General features: G+C 71.2%; 15 protein-coding genes. 10 read left to right on the top strand and 5 right to left on the bottom strand.

Going from position 1 to position 15348, the window contains the following annotated elements:
• The first annotated feature begins 24 nt into the window (after positions 1 to 24).
• From ASD23_RS06090 to ASD23_RS18805, 3 genes are read left to right on the top strand one after another with little or no spacing between them, the layout of a single operon-like run.
• The gene (locus tag ASD23_RS06090; RefSeq protein ID WP_235507666.1) at positions 25 to 558 is read left to right on the top strand and encodes a hypothetical protein; all 534 of its coding nucleotides are present in this window, start codon (positions 25 to 27) and stop codon (positions 556 to 558) included.
• Complete coding sequence (locus ASD23_RS06085; protein WP_056008122.1) at positions 555 to 2522, top strand: ATP-binding cassette domain-containing protein; 1968 nt, start codon at positions 555 to 557, stop codon at positions 2520 to 2522. Before ASD23_RS06090 ends, ASD23_RS06085 begins: the two co-directional genes overlap by 4 nt.
• Entirely contained in the window at positions 2519 to 3421 is a 903-nt protein-coding gene (locus tag ASD23_RS18805; RefSeq protein ID WP_056008116.1) for a hypothetical protein, read from the top strand. Before ASD23_RS06085 ends, ASD23_RS18805 begins: the two co-directional genes overlap by 4 nt.
• Here the strand turns inward: ASD23_RS18805 and metH are convergent.
• Positions 3418 to 6990 carry a methionine synthase gene (gene metH / locus ASD23_RS06075; RefSeq protein WP_442854324.1) on the bottom strand — a complete coding sequence of 1191 codons (3573 nt, stop codon included), beginning with the start codon at positions 6988 to 6990 and terminating at the stop codon, positions 3418 to 3420. The genes ASD23_RS18805 and metH overlap by 4 nt on opposite strands.
• Before the next feature lie 252 nt (positions 6991 to 7242).
• On the opposite strand from metH, the gene msrB reads away from it, so the two are divergent.
• The 3 genes from msrB (at position 7243) to ASD23_RS06060 (ending at position 9797) form a co-directional block, all read left to right on the top strand.
• On the top strand, positions 7243 to 7704 hold the full coding sequence (msrB, locus tag ASD23_RS06070; protein WP_056012610.1) for a peptide-methionine (R)-S-oxide reductase MsrB: 462 nt from the start codon (positions 7243 to 7245) through the stop codon (positions 7702 to 7704).
• On the top strand, positions 7701 to 8222 hold the full coding sequence (gene msrA / locus ASD23_RS06065; protein ID WP_056008112.1) for a peptide-methionine (S)-S-oxide reductase MsrA: 522 nt from the start codon (positions 7701 to 7703) through the stop codon (positions 8220 to 8222). Before msrB ends, msrA begins: the two co-directional genes overlap by 4 nt.
• A 102-nt stretch (positions 8223 to 8324) precedes the next feature.
• Positions 8325 to 9797, top strand: coding sequence for a carboxylesterase/lipase family protein (locus ASD23_RS06060; RefSeq protein WP_056012607.1), 1473 nt, complete (start codon positions 8325 to 8327; stop codon positions 9795 to 9797).
• Between the two features lie 32 nt (positions 9798 to 9829).
• Here the strand turns inward: ASD23_RS06060 and ASD23_RS06055 are convergent, their stop codons facing one another.
• The 3 genes from ASD23_RS06055 to ASD23_RS06045 all read right to left on the bottom strand — a co-directional run bounded on the left by ASD23_RS06055 (position 9830) and on the right by ASD23_RS06045 (position 12057).
• Positions 9830 to 10054: a hypothetical protein gene (locus ASD23_RS06055; protein WP_157377031.1), complete on the bottom strand. Its 225-nt coding sequence runs from the start codon at positions 10052 to 10054 to the stop codon at positions 9830 to 9832.
• Positions 10055 to 10223: 169 nt separating this feature from the next.
• Positions 10224 to 11129, bottom strand: coding sequence for a serine hydrolase (locus tag ASD23_RS06050; protein ID WP_056008103.1), 906 nt, complete (start codon positions 11127 to 11129; stop codon positions 10224 to 10226).
• Positions 11119 to 12057, bottom strand: a complete 939-nt coding sequence (locus ASD23_RS06045; RefSeq protein ID WP_056008100.1) for a LysR family transcriptional regulator — start codon at positions 12055 to 12057, stop codon at positions 11119 to 11121. The genes ASD23_RS06050 and ASD23_RS06045 overlap by 11 nt, the downstream gene beginning before the upstream one ends.
• A 74-nt stretch (positions 12058 to 12131) precedes the next feature.
• Here ASD23_RS06045 and bla point away from each other — a divergent pair, with 74 nt between their 5' ends.
• A complete protein-coding gene (gene bla, locus ASD23_RS06040) occupies positions 12132 to 13055 on the top strand; it encodes a class A beta-lactamase (RefSeq protein WP_056008096.1) in 924 nt (307 codons plus the stop codon).
• Positions 13056 to 13112: 57 nt separating this feature from the next.
• Here the strand turns inward: bla and soxR are convergent, their stop codons facing one another.
• The gene (soxR, locus tag ASD23_RS06035) at positions 13113 to 13601 is read right to left on the bottom strand and encodes a redox-sensitive transcriptional activator SoxR (RefSeq protein ID WP_082571267.1); all 489 of its coding nucleotides are present in this window, start codon (positions 13599 to 13601) and stop codon (positions 13113 to 13115) included.
• Positions 13602 to 13681: 80 nt separating this feature from the next.
• On the opposite strand from soxR, the gene fdxA reads away from it, so the two are divergent.
• From fdxA to ASD23_RS06020, 3 genes are read left to right on the top strand one after another with little or no spacing between them, the layout of a single operon-like run.
• Complete coding sequence (fdxA, locus tag ASD23_RS06030; RefSeq protein WP_056008090.1) at positions 13682 to 14029, top strand: ferredoxin; 348 nt, start codon at positions 13682 to 13684, stop codon at positions 14027 to 14029.
• Complete coding sequence (locus ASD23_RS06025) at positions 14026 to 14547, top strand: flavin reductase family protein (RefSeq protein WP_056008087.1); 522 nt, start codon at positions 14026 to 14028, stop codon at positions 14545 to 14547. The genes fdxA and ASD23_RS06025 overlap by 4 nt, the downstream gene beginning before the upstream one ends.
• Positions 14548 to 14603: 56 nt before the next feature.
• A complete protein-coding gene (locus tag ASD23_RS06020; RefSeq protein WP_056008084.1) occupies positions 14604 to 15236 on the top strand; it encodes a superoxide dismutase in 633 nt (210 codons plus the stop codon).
• Positions 15237 to 15348 lie beyond the last annotated feature (112 nt).

Genomic DNA, 15348 nt, shown 5'->3' with positions numbered 1-15348 from the left:
CCGAGCATCGGTAGGGTGGTCGGCGTGCGATCCCCCCTCATCTCCCTCCTCCTCGTCGGTGTCTTCGCGTTGAGCGGCTGCGCCGCTGCGACACCTGCCCCGACCGCCGATCCGACACCGGCGGCGAGTGCTGAAGCCAGCGCCGACAGCGGTGCCGAGTGCGACGGCGTCGCCGTCGTCGTCGACTTCGGCACGCTCGACGCCGAGGGCGAATCGGCGTGCGTCGACGCGACGTCCGCGATCGCTGCAACGGCCGCGCTCGACGAGGCCGGCGTCACGACCGAGGGCTCGGTCGAGTGGGGCGACCAGATCGTGTGCCGGGTGAACGATCGACCCGGGCCCGACGAGACCGTCGACGTCGAGGGCGAGGCGTCCTTCGTCGAGTCCTGCCAGTCGATGCCGCCCGCCTACGCCTATTGGGCGCTCTGGGTGAAGCCCACGGCCGACGGCGAGTGGGAGTACGCCCAGGAGGGGCTCGGCACGCTCCAGGTCGAGCCCGGGCAGAGCGTCGGCCTCGTCTACACGACCGGCACGGAGACTCCGACCCCGGCCGGATGATGCGGTTCCGCGCGGCACCACTGCGGGCGGCGGCGATCGTCGCGGCGGTGTTCGTGGTGTCGCGTGTGCTCTACCGCATGGTGTTCGGCGGGGCATCCGGTGGCGGATCGCTCCTGTTCGACCTCCCGAAGGTGCCCCTCGGCGGCCCCTTCGCGCACATCACGCTCTTCGGGCCGATCACGACCGGCGGCATCTGGAACGCGGCGGTCAGCGCGCTGCCGTTCGCGGCCGTGATCCTCGCCTTCGGCGTGCTCAACGCAGTCATCGACGTGCAGCGCCTCTTCGTGCGCGGCTCGACCCGCGGCCCGATCCGCGCCGTCTCGCGCGCGCTCGTCATCGCCTGGGCCACCGCGCCGGCGCTCGCGCAGTCGGTGCGGCGGATGCGTCGGGCTGCCGCCCTCCGCGGTGAGCGCGGGCCCGCCGCCCGGCTCGTGCCGGTGTTCGAGCACACGGTCGAGCGAGCCCTCGCCCTCGCCGCCTCGATGGAGGTGCGAGGCTTCGCCGCATCCGACAGACCGGCGGGAGACGTCGAGCACCCGGTGCGGTTCACCGCGGCATCGCTCGACCAGGGCGGCGCCTGGCGACTGACCGGCGCCGATCTCGAACTCGCGCCCGGCACCCTGACGATCGTGTCGGGCGCGACCGGCTCGGGCAAGTCGAGCCTGCTCGATGCGATGAGCGGGCTGTTCCAGCACTTCGAGGGCGGACATCAGACCGGGCGCATCGAGGTCGGCGGGCTCGATCGGCGTCGGCACCCTCCGCGAGAGACGGCAGGCTTCGTCGGGGTCGTCGCCCAGCAGGTTCGGCTCTCGTTCGTCGCCGAGACGGTGCACGACGAGATCGGCTTCGCGCTCACCACGCAGGCCCTCGACGCCGAGGCCGTCGACGCCCGGGTGCGGCAGACGGCCCACGAGCTCGGCATCTCCCGACTGCTCGACCGGCCCGTCACGGCGCTCTCCGCGGGCGAGGCGACCCTCGTCGCGATCGCCACGGCGCTCGTCTCCCGCCCAGTCGTCCTGCTCGTCGACGAGCCGCTCGCGGAGCTCGACGCGGCAGCGCGGCCTCTCGTGTGCCGGGTGCTCGACCGGGTCGCTCATGAAACCGGCACCTGCGTCGTCGTCGCCGAGCATCGGACCGCGGAATGGCGTGGACTCGCCGACACCTGGCTCGAGATCGACAGCGGGTACGTCGCGCTCGGCGAGGCCCCCGAGCCAGAGGCGATGCCGACGACGACGCGGGCCTCGGCGCGAGCAGCCCATGAGATCGTTGGGCGAACAGCAGCGGGTCCGGGGCATCCGCTCGTCTCGGTGCGGGGGCTCGACGTGCGGCACGGCGACGCCGTCGCGGTGCGCCAGGCGCGGTTCACCCTGCACGCCGCGGAACTCGTCGCGCTCACCGGCGCGAACGGGGCGGGCAAGAGCAGCCTGCTGGGCGCGATGGCGGTGCCGGATGCCGCGGGCACCGTGCTCATCGACGGCGCCGATGTCGCAGCGCTCGACCCCGCTGCGCGCCGCCGAGCCGTGACGCTCGTGCCCGAGCAGTTCGACGACCTCTTCTTCGCGACGACCGTCGCGGCCGAGTGCCACCGCGCCGACCGCCGGAATCGGCCGTCGACGCCGACCGGCGAGACCTTCGCAGCGCTGCTCGGTCGCGACCTCGACGAGGGCATGCTGCTGCGTCATCCCCGCGACCTCTCGGCCGGTGAGCGGCTGTGCCTCGCGATCGCCATCCAACTCGCGCCCTCGCCGGCGGTGCTGCTCGTCGACGAGCCCGCCCGCGGTCTCGATGCCGCGGCGCGGCGCCTCGTCGGCGAGGCCCTCGTCACCATCGCCGAGGCCGGGCGGGTCGTGCTGTTCGCCACGCACGACCGCGAATTCGCCGCTCGCTTCGCCGACCGCGAGCTCACGCTCGATCACGGCACCGTGTCTGCCGCGCCTCGCACCACCGCCGAGGTGAGCTCGTGACCGCCGTCGAGTCGCCCGCCGGCCGGTCCGACGCTCGCGGCGACCGCGACCGCGACCGCGACCGCGGCGACCGTACCGCTCGGCGGCGCGAGCGCACCACCACGATCGCGCTCCTGGCCGGCAGCACCCTCGCCCTCGCCGCGTTCGGCTGGCCGCTCGTGGCCACGGCGGTGCCGGCCGATGCGCAGCGCGCCGCTCCGTTCGTGGCGTTTGCCGTGCTGCCGGCCGTCATCGCCGTCGTGCTCGGCGTCCTCGATCGGCAGATGCACTCGGCGAAGGCGGTGGCACTCCTCGGCGTGCTCGCGGCGATCGGCGCCGGCATCCGCATCGCGGGCGCCGGAGTGGGCGGCATCGAAGCCGTCTTCGTCCTGCTGATCCTCGCCGGGCGGGCCTTCGGCGCACGATTCGGGTTCCTCCTCGGCATGCTCACCATCGCCGTGTCGTCGGTGCTCTGGGGCGGCATCGGCCCGTGGACGCCGTTCCAGATGTTCGCGTGCGCCTGGGTCGCGGCGGGTGCGGGCCTGCTGCCGGCGATCCGCCCGCGAGCGGCGACCGTCGCGGCCGTGCGGCGGGCGACGGCCCTCGAGATCGCCATGCTCGCCGCGTACGGCGTGGCGGCGGCATACGCCTTCGGGCTCGTGATGAATCTCTGGTTCTGGCCGTTCGCAGTCGGCATGGGCACCGACATCTCCTACGACGGGTCGGCGCCGATCAGCGAGAACCTCGCCTCGTTCGCGCTCTACTCGCTCGTGACCTCGACACTCACGTGGGACACCGTTCGCGCGGTCACGACCGTGGTCGGCATCGCGGTGATCGGCCCGGCCGTGCTCGCCTCGCTCCGGCGGGCGAAGCTGCCGTCGCAGGGCGCGCCCGCCGTGCGCGGGTCGGCCCGCTCTTAGACCGAGAAGTACTTCGCCTCGGGGTGGTGGAAGACGAACGCGTCGGTCGACTGCTCGGGGTGAAGTTGCAGTTCCTCCGAGAGCATGACGCCCATGCGCTCGGGCTTCAGCAGCTCGACGACCTTGCCGCGGTCCTCCATATCGGGGCAGGCCGGGTAGCCGAGCGAGAAGCGCGCCCCGCGGTAGTGCAGCTTGAACAGCCCGGCGACGTCGTCGGGGTCCTCCCCGCCGAGGCCGAGTTCGTCGCGTACGCGCGAGTGCCAGTACTCGGCGAGCGCTTCAGTGAGCTGCATCGCGAGGCCGTTGAGCTCGAGGTAGTCGCGGTAGCGGTTCTCGGCGAAGATCTTCGCGGTCGCCTCGCTGACCCGCTGGCCCGCCGTCACGAGCTGCACGGCGACGACGTCGACCTGGCCGGCGTCGCGTGAGCGCACGAAGTCGGCGAGGCACAGGTGCCGGTCGCGGCTCTGCCGCGGGAAGTGGAATCGCAGACGGTCGCTGCCGATCGCACCGCCCGAGCCTCCGTCGGGGGCGAGCAGCCCCGCAGCCCCGAGTAGCCCGTCGGGGTCGTCGCCGTGGTGCAGCACGACCATGTCGTCGCCGTCGGCGACGACCGGGAAGTAGCCGTAGGCCACCGACGCGTCGAGCAGTCCCTCGGCGAGGATGCGGTCGAGCCAGTACCGCAGGCGCGGGCGCCCCTCGGTCTCGACGAGCTCGTCGTAACTCGCGCCGTCGTCGGCGCGACTCGGCTTCAGGCCCCACTGCCCCATGAAGGTTGCGCGCTCGTCGAGGAACGCGGAGTATTCGGCGAGCGCGATGCCCTTGACGATGCGGGTGCCCCAGAACGGCGGCGTCGGCACGGGGTTGTCGGCCGCGACATCCGATCGTGCCGGCATCTGCTCGGGCTCCGTGACGGTGAGCAGTCCCGGCCGGTGGATGCGCTTCTTGAGGGCCGGCAGGCCGACGGTTGCCGGGTCGGCGCCGCGGGCGATGGCCACGAGCGGTTCCATGAGCGCGAGCCCCTCGAAGGCGTCGCGAGCGTAGCGGACCTGGCCGTCGAAGATGCCGGCGAGGTCGTCTTCGACGTAGGTGCGGGTGAGGGCGGCGCCGCCGAGGATGACGGGCCAGCGCTTCGCGAGCCCGCGCGCATTGAGTTCGAGCAGGTTCTCCTTCATCACCACGGTCGACTTCACGAGCAGGCCCGACATGCCGATCACGTCGGCGTCGTGCTCTTCCGCCGCCTTGATGATGTCGGCGATGGGCTGCTTGATGCCGAGGTTGATCACCTCGTAGCCGTTGTTCGAGAGGATGATGTCGACGAGGTTCTTGCCGATGTCGTGCACGTCGCCGCGTACCGTCGCGATGACCATCGTGCCCTTGCCGCCGGCAGACGACTTCTCCATGTGCGGTTCGAGGAGGGCCACGGCGCTCTTCATGACCTCGGCCGACTGCAGGACGAACGGCAGTTGCATCTCGCCCGATCCGAAGCGCTCGCCGACGACCTTCATCCCCTCGAGCAGGTGCACGTTGATGATGTCGATCGCGCTGAGCCCGCCGTCGCGCGCGAGGTCGAGGTCGGCCTCGAGCCCCTTGGCCTCGCCGTCGATGATTCGGCGCTCGAGTCGCTCGCCCACAGGCAGCGCCGCGAGCTCCGCGGCCCGTGCGTCGCGGATCGCGGCCATGTCGACGCCGGCGAAGAGGTCGAGTATCGCCACGAGCGGGTCATAGGTCAGCGTGCCCTCCGCGTCGTACTCGCGCAGGTCCCACACGAGGTCGAGGGCGACCTTGCGGCGGTCCTCGGGCACCGAGGCGAGCGGAACGATCTTCGCCGCATCGACGATGGCGCTCGTGAGGCCGGCCTCGACGGCCTCGTGCAGGAACACCGAGTTCAGCACCGACCGTGCAGCGGGGTTCAGCCCGAACGACACGTTCGAGACGCCGAGCGTCGTATTGATGCCCGGGTACTTCGCGGTGATCTGCTTGATCGCGTCGATGGTCTCGATGGCGTCGCGCCGGGTCTCCTCCTGCCCGGTCGCGATCGGGAAGGTCAGGGCGTCCACGATGATGTCGTCGACGCGCATGCCCCACTCGCCCACGAGCGTGTCGACGAGCCGCGAGGCGATGCGCACCTTGTTCTCCGCGGTGCGCGCCTGCCCCTCCTCGTCGATCGTCAGGGCGATGACCGCTGCACCGTGCTCCTTCACGAGCGGCATGATGCGGGCGAAGCGACTGGTGCCGCCCTCGCCGTCCTCGAAGTTCACGGAGTTGACGACGGGGCGCCCGCCGATGAGCTCGAGCCCGGCCTGCAGCACCGCAGGCTCGGTCGAGTCGACCACGAGCGGCAACGTCGAAGCGCTCGCGAGCCGTGAGACCACCTCGCGGATGTCGGCCACCCCGTCGCGGCCGACGTAGTCGACGCAGACATCGAGCAGGTTGGCGCCGTCGCGCACCTGGTTGCGGGCGATGTCGACGCAGTCGTCCCACCGCTCGTCGAGCATCGCCTCGCGGAACGCCTTCGACCCGTTGGCGTTGGTGCGCTCGCCGATCGCGAGGTACGAGCTCTCCTGTTCGAAGCTGACGTGCTGGTAGAGGCTTGCGACACCGGGGTCGGCCTCGATGCGGCGAGCGGATGCCTCGGCGCCCCGCAGCCTCGCGACGACGGCGCTCATGTGCGCCGGCGTGGTGCCGCAGCATCCGCCGACGAGGCCGAGGCCGAACTCGCGCACGAACTGCTCGTGCGCGGTCGCGAGCTCCTCGGGGGTGAGCGGATAGCTCGCGCCGTTCGCGCCGAGCACCGGCAGGCCGGCGTTCGGCATGCACATGACGGGCACGTTCGAGAACTTCGAGAGGTGACGCAGGTGCTCGCTCATCTCGTCGGGCCCGGTCGCGCAGTTCAGCCCGATGGCGTCGACGCCGAGCGGCTCGAGGGCGGTGAGCGCCGCCCCGATCTCGGAACCCATGAGCATCGTGCCGGTGGTCTCGACGGTGACCTCGACGAAGATCGGCAGGCGCACGCCGGTCGCCGCGATCGCCTGCTTGCAGCCGTTCACGGCGCTCTTGGTCTGCAGCAGGTCCTGCGAGGTCTCGACGAGGAACGCGTCGGCCCCGCCGCGGATGAGGCCCTCGGCCTGCAGCGCGAAAGTCGACTTCAGGTGGGCGTACGTCGTGTGACCGAGGCTCGGCAGCTTCGTGCCCGGCCCCATGGAGCCGAGCACCCAGCGCTCCCGGCCGTCGCGTGCCTGCCATGCCTCGGCGCGCTCGCGGGCGATCGCCGCGCCCGCCGCGGCGAGCTCCTCGATACGGTCGTCGATGCCGTAGTCGGAGAGATTCGACCAGTTCGCGCCGAAGGTGTTCGTCTCGACGGCGTCGATGCCGGTCTCGAAGTAGGCGTCGTGGATCTGGCCGATGATGTCGGGGCGACTGACGTTCAGGATCTCGTTGCAGCCCTCGAGCTGCTGGTAGTCGTCGAGGGTCGGGTCGTGCTCCTGCAGCATCGTGCCCATCGCTCCGTCGGCGATCACGACGCGCGCCGCGAGCGCTTCGAGCAGGTGCACCGATCGCTCGGGTCGCACGGCGCCCTCGATGTCGGTCGAGGCGGGGTCCGTCTGCGCTGAGGCCTGAGTCACCCGGCAATCGTAACGATGCCGGGTGCGGGCCGCCCCGCGTATGACGACCCCCGCGTCATGTGCGAGACGGGTGCGACGGCGAGGCATCCGCTCACAGGGAACCCACAGCTGACAGCCCGTCTGCGCGGAACAGCACCGGCTCCCCCACTGTTCTTCTCAGTGGGCGTCGCAGCCGGCGGCGCCGAACAGGAGGACCACGTGTCACAGGACTACCGGAAGACTCCCGAGGCCATCGCCCGCCTCACGCCGAAGCAGTACTCGGTCACGCAGGAGGACGGCACCGAGCCGGCCTTCCGCAACGAGTACTGGGACAACCACGAGCCCGGCCTCTACGTCGACGTCGTCTCGGGGCAGCCGCTGTTCGCCTCGACCGACAAGTACGACAGTCGTTCGGGCTGGCCGAGCTTCACGAAGCCGATCGAGCCGGACGCCGTGACCGAGAAGACCGATCGCTCGCTCTTCATGAAGCGCGTCGAGGTGCGGTCGAGCGGTGCCGACAGCCACCTCGGCCACGTCTTCGACGACGGACCGAGCGAGGCCGGAGGGCTTCGCTACTGCATGAACTCCGCGGCCCTGCGTTTCGTTCCGCTCGCCGAGCTGGACGAGGCGGGCTACGGTCGATACCGCGCACTGTTCGAGAACCAGGAGAACGCACGATGACTGCACGAACCGAGACCGCGATCCTCGCCGGCGGCTGTTTCTGGGGCATGGAGGACCTGATCCGCAAGCGCCCCGGGGTGATCAGCACCCGCGTCGGCTACACGGGCGGCGACGTGCCGAACGCGACCTACCGCAACCACGGCACGCACGCCGAGGCCATCGAGATCCTCTTCGACCCCGAGGTCGAGTCGTTCCGCGACCTCCTCGAGTTCTTCTTCCAGATCCACGACCCGTCGACGAAGAACCGCCAGGGCAACGACATCGGCACGAGCTATCGCTCGGCGATCTTCCCGACGAGCGACGAGCAGGAGGTCGTCGCGCACGAGACGATCGCCGACGTGGACGCCTCGGGCCTCTGGCCGGGCCCGGCGACGACCGAGGTCTCGCCCGCCGGCCCGTTCTGGGAGGCCGAGCCCGCGCACCAGGACTACCTCGAGAAGTACCCGAACGGCTACACGTGCCACTTCGTACGGCCGGGCTGGAAGCTGCCGAAGCGCGACAGCGAGCCCGCGGCGTAGTCCGCAGTGCACACGGGCCCCGGCGATCGATCGATCGCCGGGGCCCGACTGCGTCCGCCGCCGTCTCTAGCGCCGACGGTGTCCGACCGGCAGGATGAGCTGGTGCAACCACTCAGCGACGAGCGGGCACCCCTCGAGGGTGTCATCGAGATCTCCACCGGCGCCCTCCGCGGTGTGACCACCGACGGCATCGCCCAGTACCTGGGCGTCCCCTACTCCGCGGCGCCCTTCGGCGACCGCCGGTTCCGCCTTCCGGCCCCGGTCGAACCGTGGGAGGGAGTGCGCGACGCGACGGCCTTCGGCCCGACCGCTCCGCAGTCGCCCTACGCGGGCGCGCTCGGCGAACTGCTGCCGACCGTCGCGATCCCGGGCGACGAGATCCTGCACGTCAACATCTGGGCGCCATCGGATGCCGCGGGCGCGCCGTACCCCGTCATGGTCTGGATGCACGGCGGCTCGTTGAAGCACGGCTCGAACGCATTGCCCGGGTACGACGGCGCGACGTTCGCCCGCGACGGAGTGGTGTTCGTCTCCGTGAACTACCGCCTGGGCGCCGAGGGGTTCTCGGTGCTCGACGGTGCTCCCCTAAATCTCGGCCTGCACGATCAACTCGCCGCACTCCGCTGGGTGCAGGCCGAGATCGCCGCGTTCGGCGGCGATCCTCGCCGCGTCACCGTGTTCGGCCAGTCCGCCGGTGGCGCGACGGTGGCCGCCCTCGCGGCATCGCCCGTCGCGAGCGAAGTCGCGCGGCAGGCCCTCGTCATGAGCGGGCCGCTCGAGGCCAAGGCGCCGGCCGATGCCGGCAGGATCACCGCACTGATCGCCAGGGAGCTCGGGGTGGAGGCGACACGCGACGCCTTCGCGGCGATCGAGCCCGACCGGCTGGTGGCGGCGCAGGCGAAGGTGCTCGCGGGAAGCTCGCCCCTCGGCGGCGGCCCCGCCTACGCCATCGCGATCGACGACGACCTCGTGCCGGTCTCCCCCGGCGACGGATTGTCAGCCGGAGCCTCGTCGAACGTGCCGCTCGTGATCGGCACGACGACCGAGGAGTACCGCCTGTGGCTCGTGCCGAGCGGCGTGGTCGACAAGATCACGCGCCTGCACCTGGCCATCGGCCGTCGCGCCGCGAAGATCTCCGCGGCCGCGGTGCGACGCTATCGGGCCAATCGGCCCGGCGCGAAGCACGGCGAGGTGTTCGGCGCGATCCTCACCGACGTGCTGCTCCGCAGATCGGAGTACCGGGCGGCCGACGCACGTGCAGCGGCCGGCGCCGCGACGTGGGTCTACGAGTTCGCGTGGCGGAGCCCGGTGCACGAACTCGGCGCGGCGCACGCCGTGGAGCTCGGCTTCGTCTTCGACGGACTCGCATGTGCCGACTCGGTGGCACTCGCCGGGGCATCCGCTCCCCAGTCGCTCGCCGCGGAGATGCACGGCGCATGGGTCGCCTTCGCGACGACCGGCGATCCCGGGTGGCCGAAGTGGAGCAGCGAACGCCCCGTGCGCGTCTTCGGCGGGTCGGGCGACGCGCTCGTGCCGGCCCCTCGGCTCGACGAGCTGCAGGAGCTCCGCGGCTGACCCGTCACGCCGCCGCACCGACCTCATCGCCGTCAGAGCTCGTCGTCCGCTCCGAACTCCTCGTCGTCGAGATCGACCTCCTCATCGATCAGATCGTTCTCGGCGAACACGGGTTCCTGCTCGCGCGCCGCTCCCCCGGTGGGTCCGTCGTTCCCGTCTCCTGGACCGTCGAGGATGGTCTCACCGGCGACGGCGTCGTTGGTCACCGTCTCCTGCCAGGTCTCTTCGTCTTCGGGCATCCCTGTGGCATCGGTCATCGGTCTCATCCCTCCCGTGCTGCGGAGCATCGGATCGCTCCACACAGCCAGTGAACGATGGCCGACCGCGTGCGGCAAGGGATGGACGTGCCGCGGTCGCGCGGCTATCGTGCCGACCGCCCTCACCCGACGCGACCCTGCCGGGCCGCCGGGTCAGCTGCCGTACCAGTCAAGCGGGCGCCGAACGGACCCGGTCGTGCAGCAGTTTCGCGGCGAGGCCGAGGGCCTGTTCGGCGGCGGGTTGACGCTGCGCCGGAACGGATGACTCGCTGAGCACGGCGATCGCGATCGCGCGACCGTCCGCGTGCTCGAGCACGCCGATCTCATGGCGCAGGTGCAGGAACGTGCCGGTCTTCGAATGCCACACCGCATCGTCGGATTCAAGGTCGGGAGCGAGACGCTGCCGCATGACGTTCATCGCCAAGAGGCCGCGCAGCCGATCCTGCTGGGGAGCGAGTGCCGGTGAGCGCCAGATGCGGTCGAGGAGCTCGACGCAGGCGTTCGCGGTGCCCGCGTTCGCACTCGAGACGTCGAGCTGCGGAATCAGGTGACCGCCGCCCCGGGTGGACGCGCGGATGGCGAGCGCGAGCGCCTGCGGCATCTGCTCGGGCGGCAGCACGCTCGCGAGGGTGCGGTGCAGCTCGCGGATCGAGTGCCGCACGGTGATGCCGGTGATCCCCGCCTCCCGGAGCGACGCCGTCACCGCGGCAGGCGGACAGAGGTCGAACAGGGCATCGGCCGCCGTGTCGTCGCTGAGGCAGACGGCCATGTAGAGCAGGTCCGCGACGGCGACGGTGGTCGGGTGCTGGAAGCGGCAGTAGCCGACCAGTCCGGGTGTTCGATCGTCGGGTCTGAGCGTCACCGGCCGGGCCGGGTCGAGCCGGCCCTCGTCGATGCGCTGCAGCACGGCGAGCGCGAGTGGCAGTTTGACGACCGAGGCGAGCGGGTAGGTGTCCTCGCCCGCGAGCGACAGCTCGCGTCCGCTCCCGAGGTCGCGCACCACGATCGAGGCGCGAAGACCCGCCGAGCGGAGGACCTCGGCGGCGTCGCGCAGCAGGGCGCGGTCAGTCTGCATGCGTCCCGCCGTGCGCCGATCGAGTCTCGCGCGCGATGCCGATGACCGGTTCGGAGTGCAGCAGATCGACGAGGCGTGGTCCGGCGAATTCGAGGAACCGGGACGCGACGTCACGCTCGCGTGCCGCGAGGGCGTACCCGCGCACGAGACGCAGGTCGCCGAGCGCCCGCCACCGCAGGCCGAACGCGTCGGCTTCTGCGCTCGTGCAGAGCACCAGGTCGTCACCGCTGAGAGCCGCGGCCATCGCGGTGATGAGCGACGCCGCCGTTCGAAGCTGGGTCGGCGCGAGCCCCGCCCCGTTCCGCACCAACTCGAGTCGGTCGCGCACGTGCGGCACGTCGTCCTCGGGCACCAGCCAGAGCCTGACGAGCGAGCGGATGCCGCGGCGAGGCCGGAGTTCGGTGAAGTAGAAGTCGCCATCAGGTCGGCCGCGGTCCCCGCAACCGACCCCGAGCGGGGCCGCCCACCGTGCACGGTCCGGCGCGACCGGCTCGAGGTTGAGCGAGACGCGTCCCGCCGCGAACGCCGCCTCCCGTTCCTGCGGCAGTCCGGGAACGAACTCGACGTTCATCGAACCGTCCGACCCGGCCGCCGCGATCCTCGCTGCCGCGGCCGGATCGTAGGCATGGGGCACACCGAGTGTCACAGGCAGTCGATGCGATCGCTCGGCATCCTCGGAGAGTTCGAGCGCCGCGTCGACGAGCTTGATCGCGCTCGGCAGGATGCCGCGCCCGAACTCGGTCAGCACGACACGGCGCGACGTGCGCTCGAACAGGCGCGCCCCGAGGTGCTGCTCGAGCGCTGCGATGCGCCGGCTCGCGACGGACTGGGTGACGCCGGCGCCGACTGCTCCGGCAGTGAAGCTCTCGCGTTCGGCGACGGAGACGAAGGCCTCGCACGCCGCTCGCAGGTCGAGATTGCGTGCCATGCATTCGATTCTTGCATCGATCGGGTCGATTCGGCCTTTGCATGCATCGACAGGTCACCGACAGACTCCCGGCTATGACTGATCGACCGACATCCAGCCAGCTCTCCCGACGATCCCTGCTCGCCATCGGCGGCCTCACCACCGCCGGCGCGGCGGCCACCGCGTTCTCGTCAGCGCCCGCCGTCGCGGCACCGTCCGCCCCGGCCGTCGGTGGCCACCGGCGGCTGTCCGACGCCATCGCGGAGCTCGAGCGGGCGACATCCGTCACCATCGGCGTCACCGCGATCTGGCACGACTCAGGGCGCGCGTTCCGGTACCGCGGCGCCGACCGCTTCCCGATGTGCTCCGTGTTCAAGACGCTCGCGGCCGGCGCCCTCGTGCAGGCGCGGGGCTACGACGAGGCGTACTGGGCGGGACCCATCCCGTTCACCTCCGCCGACGTCGTCGGCGACTCGACGAAGCTCGACACCACGACCTGGGCCGCGACGCCGGAGCAGATGGCCGATGCCGCGCTGCGGTTCAGCGACAACACCGCCGGCAACCTCCTGCTGCGCGAGCTCGGCGGGCCGCCGGCCGTGACGGCCTTCGCCCGCTCCCTCGGGGCGACCCGAACGCGCCTCGACCGGCCGGAACCGGAGGTCAACGAGGCGACGCCCGGGGATGAGCGCGACACCTCCACGCCCGACGACATCGCGTTCCTCTTCCAGAAGCTGCTCATCGACCAGGGCGCCGGCGCCCTCACCACGGCGCGACTGCAGGAGTGGATGCTGCGGAACACGACCTCGGGCAAGCGCATCCTCGCTGGCCTGACGCCGCCGTTCGAGCTCGCCGACAAGACCGGGCTCGGAGGCTACGGCGTCGTCAACGACGCCGGGGTGGTCTGGCGCCCGGGAGAGGAGGCGTTGACCCTCGCGATCCTCACCCGCACCGACCGCGCCGACGCTCCGAGCAACCACGACGTGCTCGCCGACGTCACGCGGCTCATCGTCGCCGCCTGACGGACCGGGCGGCCTGAGGCGGCGAACGCCCGCGTCGCTCGAACTCCGACGACGGGCTCAGAGCCGCTGCGGCCCCGCCCCGTGCTCGCCGAGCTCGTCGTCGGGGTTCAACAGCCGGCAGGCCTTCATCGAGAGGCACCCGCAGCCGATGCATCCGGTGAGCTCGCGTTCGAGCTGTTCGATGCCGAGTCGTCTCAGTTCGAGCTGCCGCTTCCAGCGGCGCGACGCCGCCTGCCAGTCCTCGTGACTCGGGGTCGTGTCGAGCGGCACGTTCTCGAACGCCGTCTGCACGTCGGAGAGCGGGATCCCGAGCCGTTTCGCCACCGAGATGAGCGAGACCCGGCGCAGCATGTGGCGCGGGTAGCGCCGTTGGTTGCCGCCGGTGCGGTGCGAGGCGATGAGCCCGAGGTCTTCGTAGAAGCGCAGCGCCGACGGGGCCACCCCGGTGCGGCGGCTCATCTCGCCGACGGTGAGCAGTTCGTCGGGCGCGTGCTTGCCGGTCGGGCCCGGCTCGGCCTCGATCTCCATTTCGTCGTGCTGCGACATCCGTACCCCTCGTTTTGACTTCAAGGGTACTTGAGGTTTTACGGTGGAGGCATGCGAATCGTGAAGTCGGTGGTCGCCCCGTGACCTATGTGATCGCGCTGCCCTGCGTCGACGTCAAAGACAAGGCCTGCATCGACGAGTGCCCCGTCGACTGCATCTACGAGGGTGAGCGCTCGCTCTACATCCACCCCGACGAATGCGTCGACTGCGGTGCGTGCGAGCCCGTCTGCCCCGTCGAGGCCATCTACTACGAGGACGACCTTCCCGACATGTGGGCCGACTACTACAAGGCCAACGTCGAGTTCTTCGAGATGGCCGCCGGCGGGGCATCACCGCTCGGCTCGCCCGGCGGTGCCGCGAAGACCGGCATGCTGCCGTTCGACCACCCGGTCGTCGCAACCCTGCCCCCGCAGGAGGCGCACGCATGACGGATGCCGCGACCGCGCGCCCGGCCCTCGCCACCACCGATGCGTTCAAGGCCGCGTTCCGCGACCATCCGGCCGGCGTCGCGCTCATCACGGGCATGACGCCCGAGGGGCCCGTGGGCCTCACCGCTTCGAGCGTCGCGTCGGTCTCGGCCGAACCGGCCGCCCTCTCGTTCTCGGTGACGCGGGCGACGGGCTCGGCGGGCGCGCTGCTGGCGGCCGACAGCGTGGTCGTGCACTTCCTCGGATCCCAGCACGTCGATGTCGCACGTGCCTTCGCCCGATCGGGCCAGCCGCGCTTCACGCCCGAACAGGGCTGGTCGCAGCTCGAGACCGGTGAGCCCTGGCTCGCCGACTCCCCCGCGGCGCTGCGCTGCCGTACGCTGCACGTGGTGCAGGTCGGCGGGTCCTCGCTCGTCGTGGCCGAGGTGCTCGACGTGTTCCTCGGCGACCAGGCGCCGGCGCTCGTCTACCGCGATCGCCGATTCCACCGCCTCGACCACGCCGCCCCCGAACTCTGACTCCCGCCACCCGCCGCACCGCACCCGCGGTCGGCACACCGAAAGGAAGCATCCGGATGCCCGCCTATTCACTGCCCGAACTGCCGTACGACTACTCCGCACTCGAGCCGCACATCTCGGCGACGATCATGGAGCTGCACCACTCGAAGCACCACCAGGCCTACGTCACGGGCGCGAACACGGCGCTCGACCAGCTCGCCGAGGCACGCGAGAGCGGCAACCTCGCGAACGTCAACAAGCTCGAGAAGGACCTCGCGTTCAACCTCGGCGGCCACATCAACCACAGCGTCTTCTGGCAGAACATGTCGCCCGACGGCGGCGGCTCCCCCGACGGCGAGCTCGCGGCGGCGATCGACGACGGCTTCGGCTCGTTCGACGCCTTCCGCGCGCACTTCACGGCGACGGCGCTCGGCGTGCAGGGCTCGGGCTGGGCGGTGCTCGCGTGGGACAGCGTGGGCGCTCGCCCCGTCATCTTCCAGCTCTTCGACCAGCAGGGCAACGCGCCGCTCGGCGTCACTCCGCTGCTGCAGCTCGACGTCTGGGAGCACGCGTACTACCTCGACTACCGGAACGTGCGTGCCGACTACGTCAAGGCCTTCTGGGAGATCGTGAACTGGGCCGATGTGCAGGCCCGGTTCGCTGCTGCCAGCGCCGCCACCAACGGCCTCATCGTGCCGAGGGCCAGCTGAGCACTCCGCCCGAACCCCCACGCGCGCCGCGGCGCCGGCGGAGACCCCGTCGGCGCCCGTCGGTCGCGCTCCTCGCCGTGCAGCTCCGACGCTACGGACTGCTCGGCCTCAT

The sequence above is a fragment of the Agromyces sp. Root1464 genome (assembly GCF_001427265.1).
Taxonomy (GTDB): Bacteria; Actinomycetota; Actinomycetes; order Actinomycetales; family Microbacteriaceae; genus Agromyces; species Agromyces fucosus.
Note: the sequence above shows the minus strand (reverse complement) of the source record. Positions and strands in the feature narration are given on the sequence as shown.

Bases quoted from the DNA above. Each gene is read 5' to 3' on its own strand.
- ASD23_RS06085 (WP_056008122.1), top strand. From the start codon at position 555: ATGATGCGGTTCCGCGCGGCACCACTGCGGGCGGCGGCGATCGTCGCG.
- msrA (WP_056008112.1), top strand. From the start codon at position 7,701: ATGACTGCACGAACCGAGACCGCGATCCTCGCCGGCGGCTGTTTCTGG.
- ASD23_RS06055 (WP_157377031.1), bottom strand. From the start codon at position 10,054: ATGACCGATGCCACAGGGATGCCCGAAGACGAAGAGACCTGGCAGGAG.
- ASD23_RS06050 (WP_056008103.1), bottom strand. From the start codon at position 11,129: ATGCAGACTGACCGCGCCCTGCTGCGCGACGCCGCCGAGGTCCTCCGC.
- ASD23_RS06045 (WP_056008100.1), bottom strand. From the start codon at position 12,057: ATGGCACGCAATCTCGACCTGCGAGCGGCGTGCGAGGCCTTCGTCTCC.
- bla (WP_056008096.1), top strand. From the start codon at position 12,132: ATGACTGATCGACCGACATCCAGCCAGCTCTCCCGACGATCCCTGCTC.
- soxR (WP_082571267.1), bottom strand. From the start codon at position 13,601: ATGTCGCAGCACGACGAAATGGAGATCGAGGCCGAGCCGGGCCCGACC.
- ASD23_RS06025 (WP_056008087.1), top strand. From the start codon at position 14,026: ATGACGGATGCCGCGACCGCGCGCCCGGCCCTCGCCACCACCGATGCG.
- ASD23_RS06020 (WP_056008084.1), top strand. From the start codon at position 14,604: ATGCCCGCCTATTCACTGCCCGAACTGCCGTACGACTACTCCGCACTC.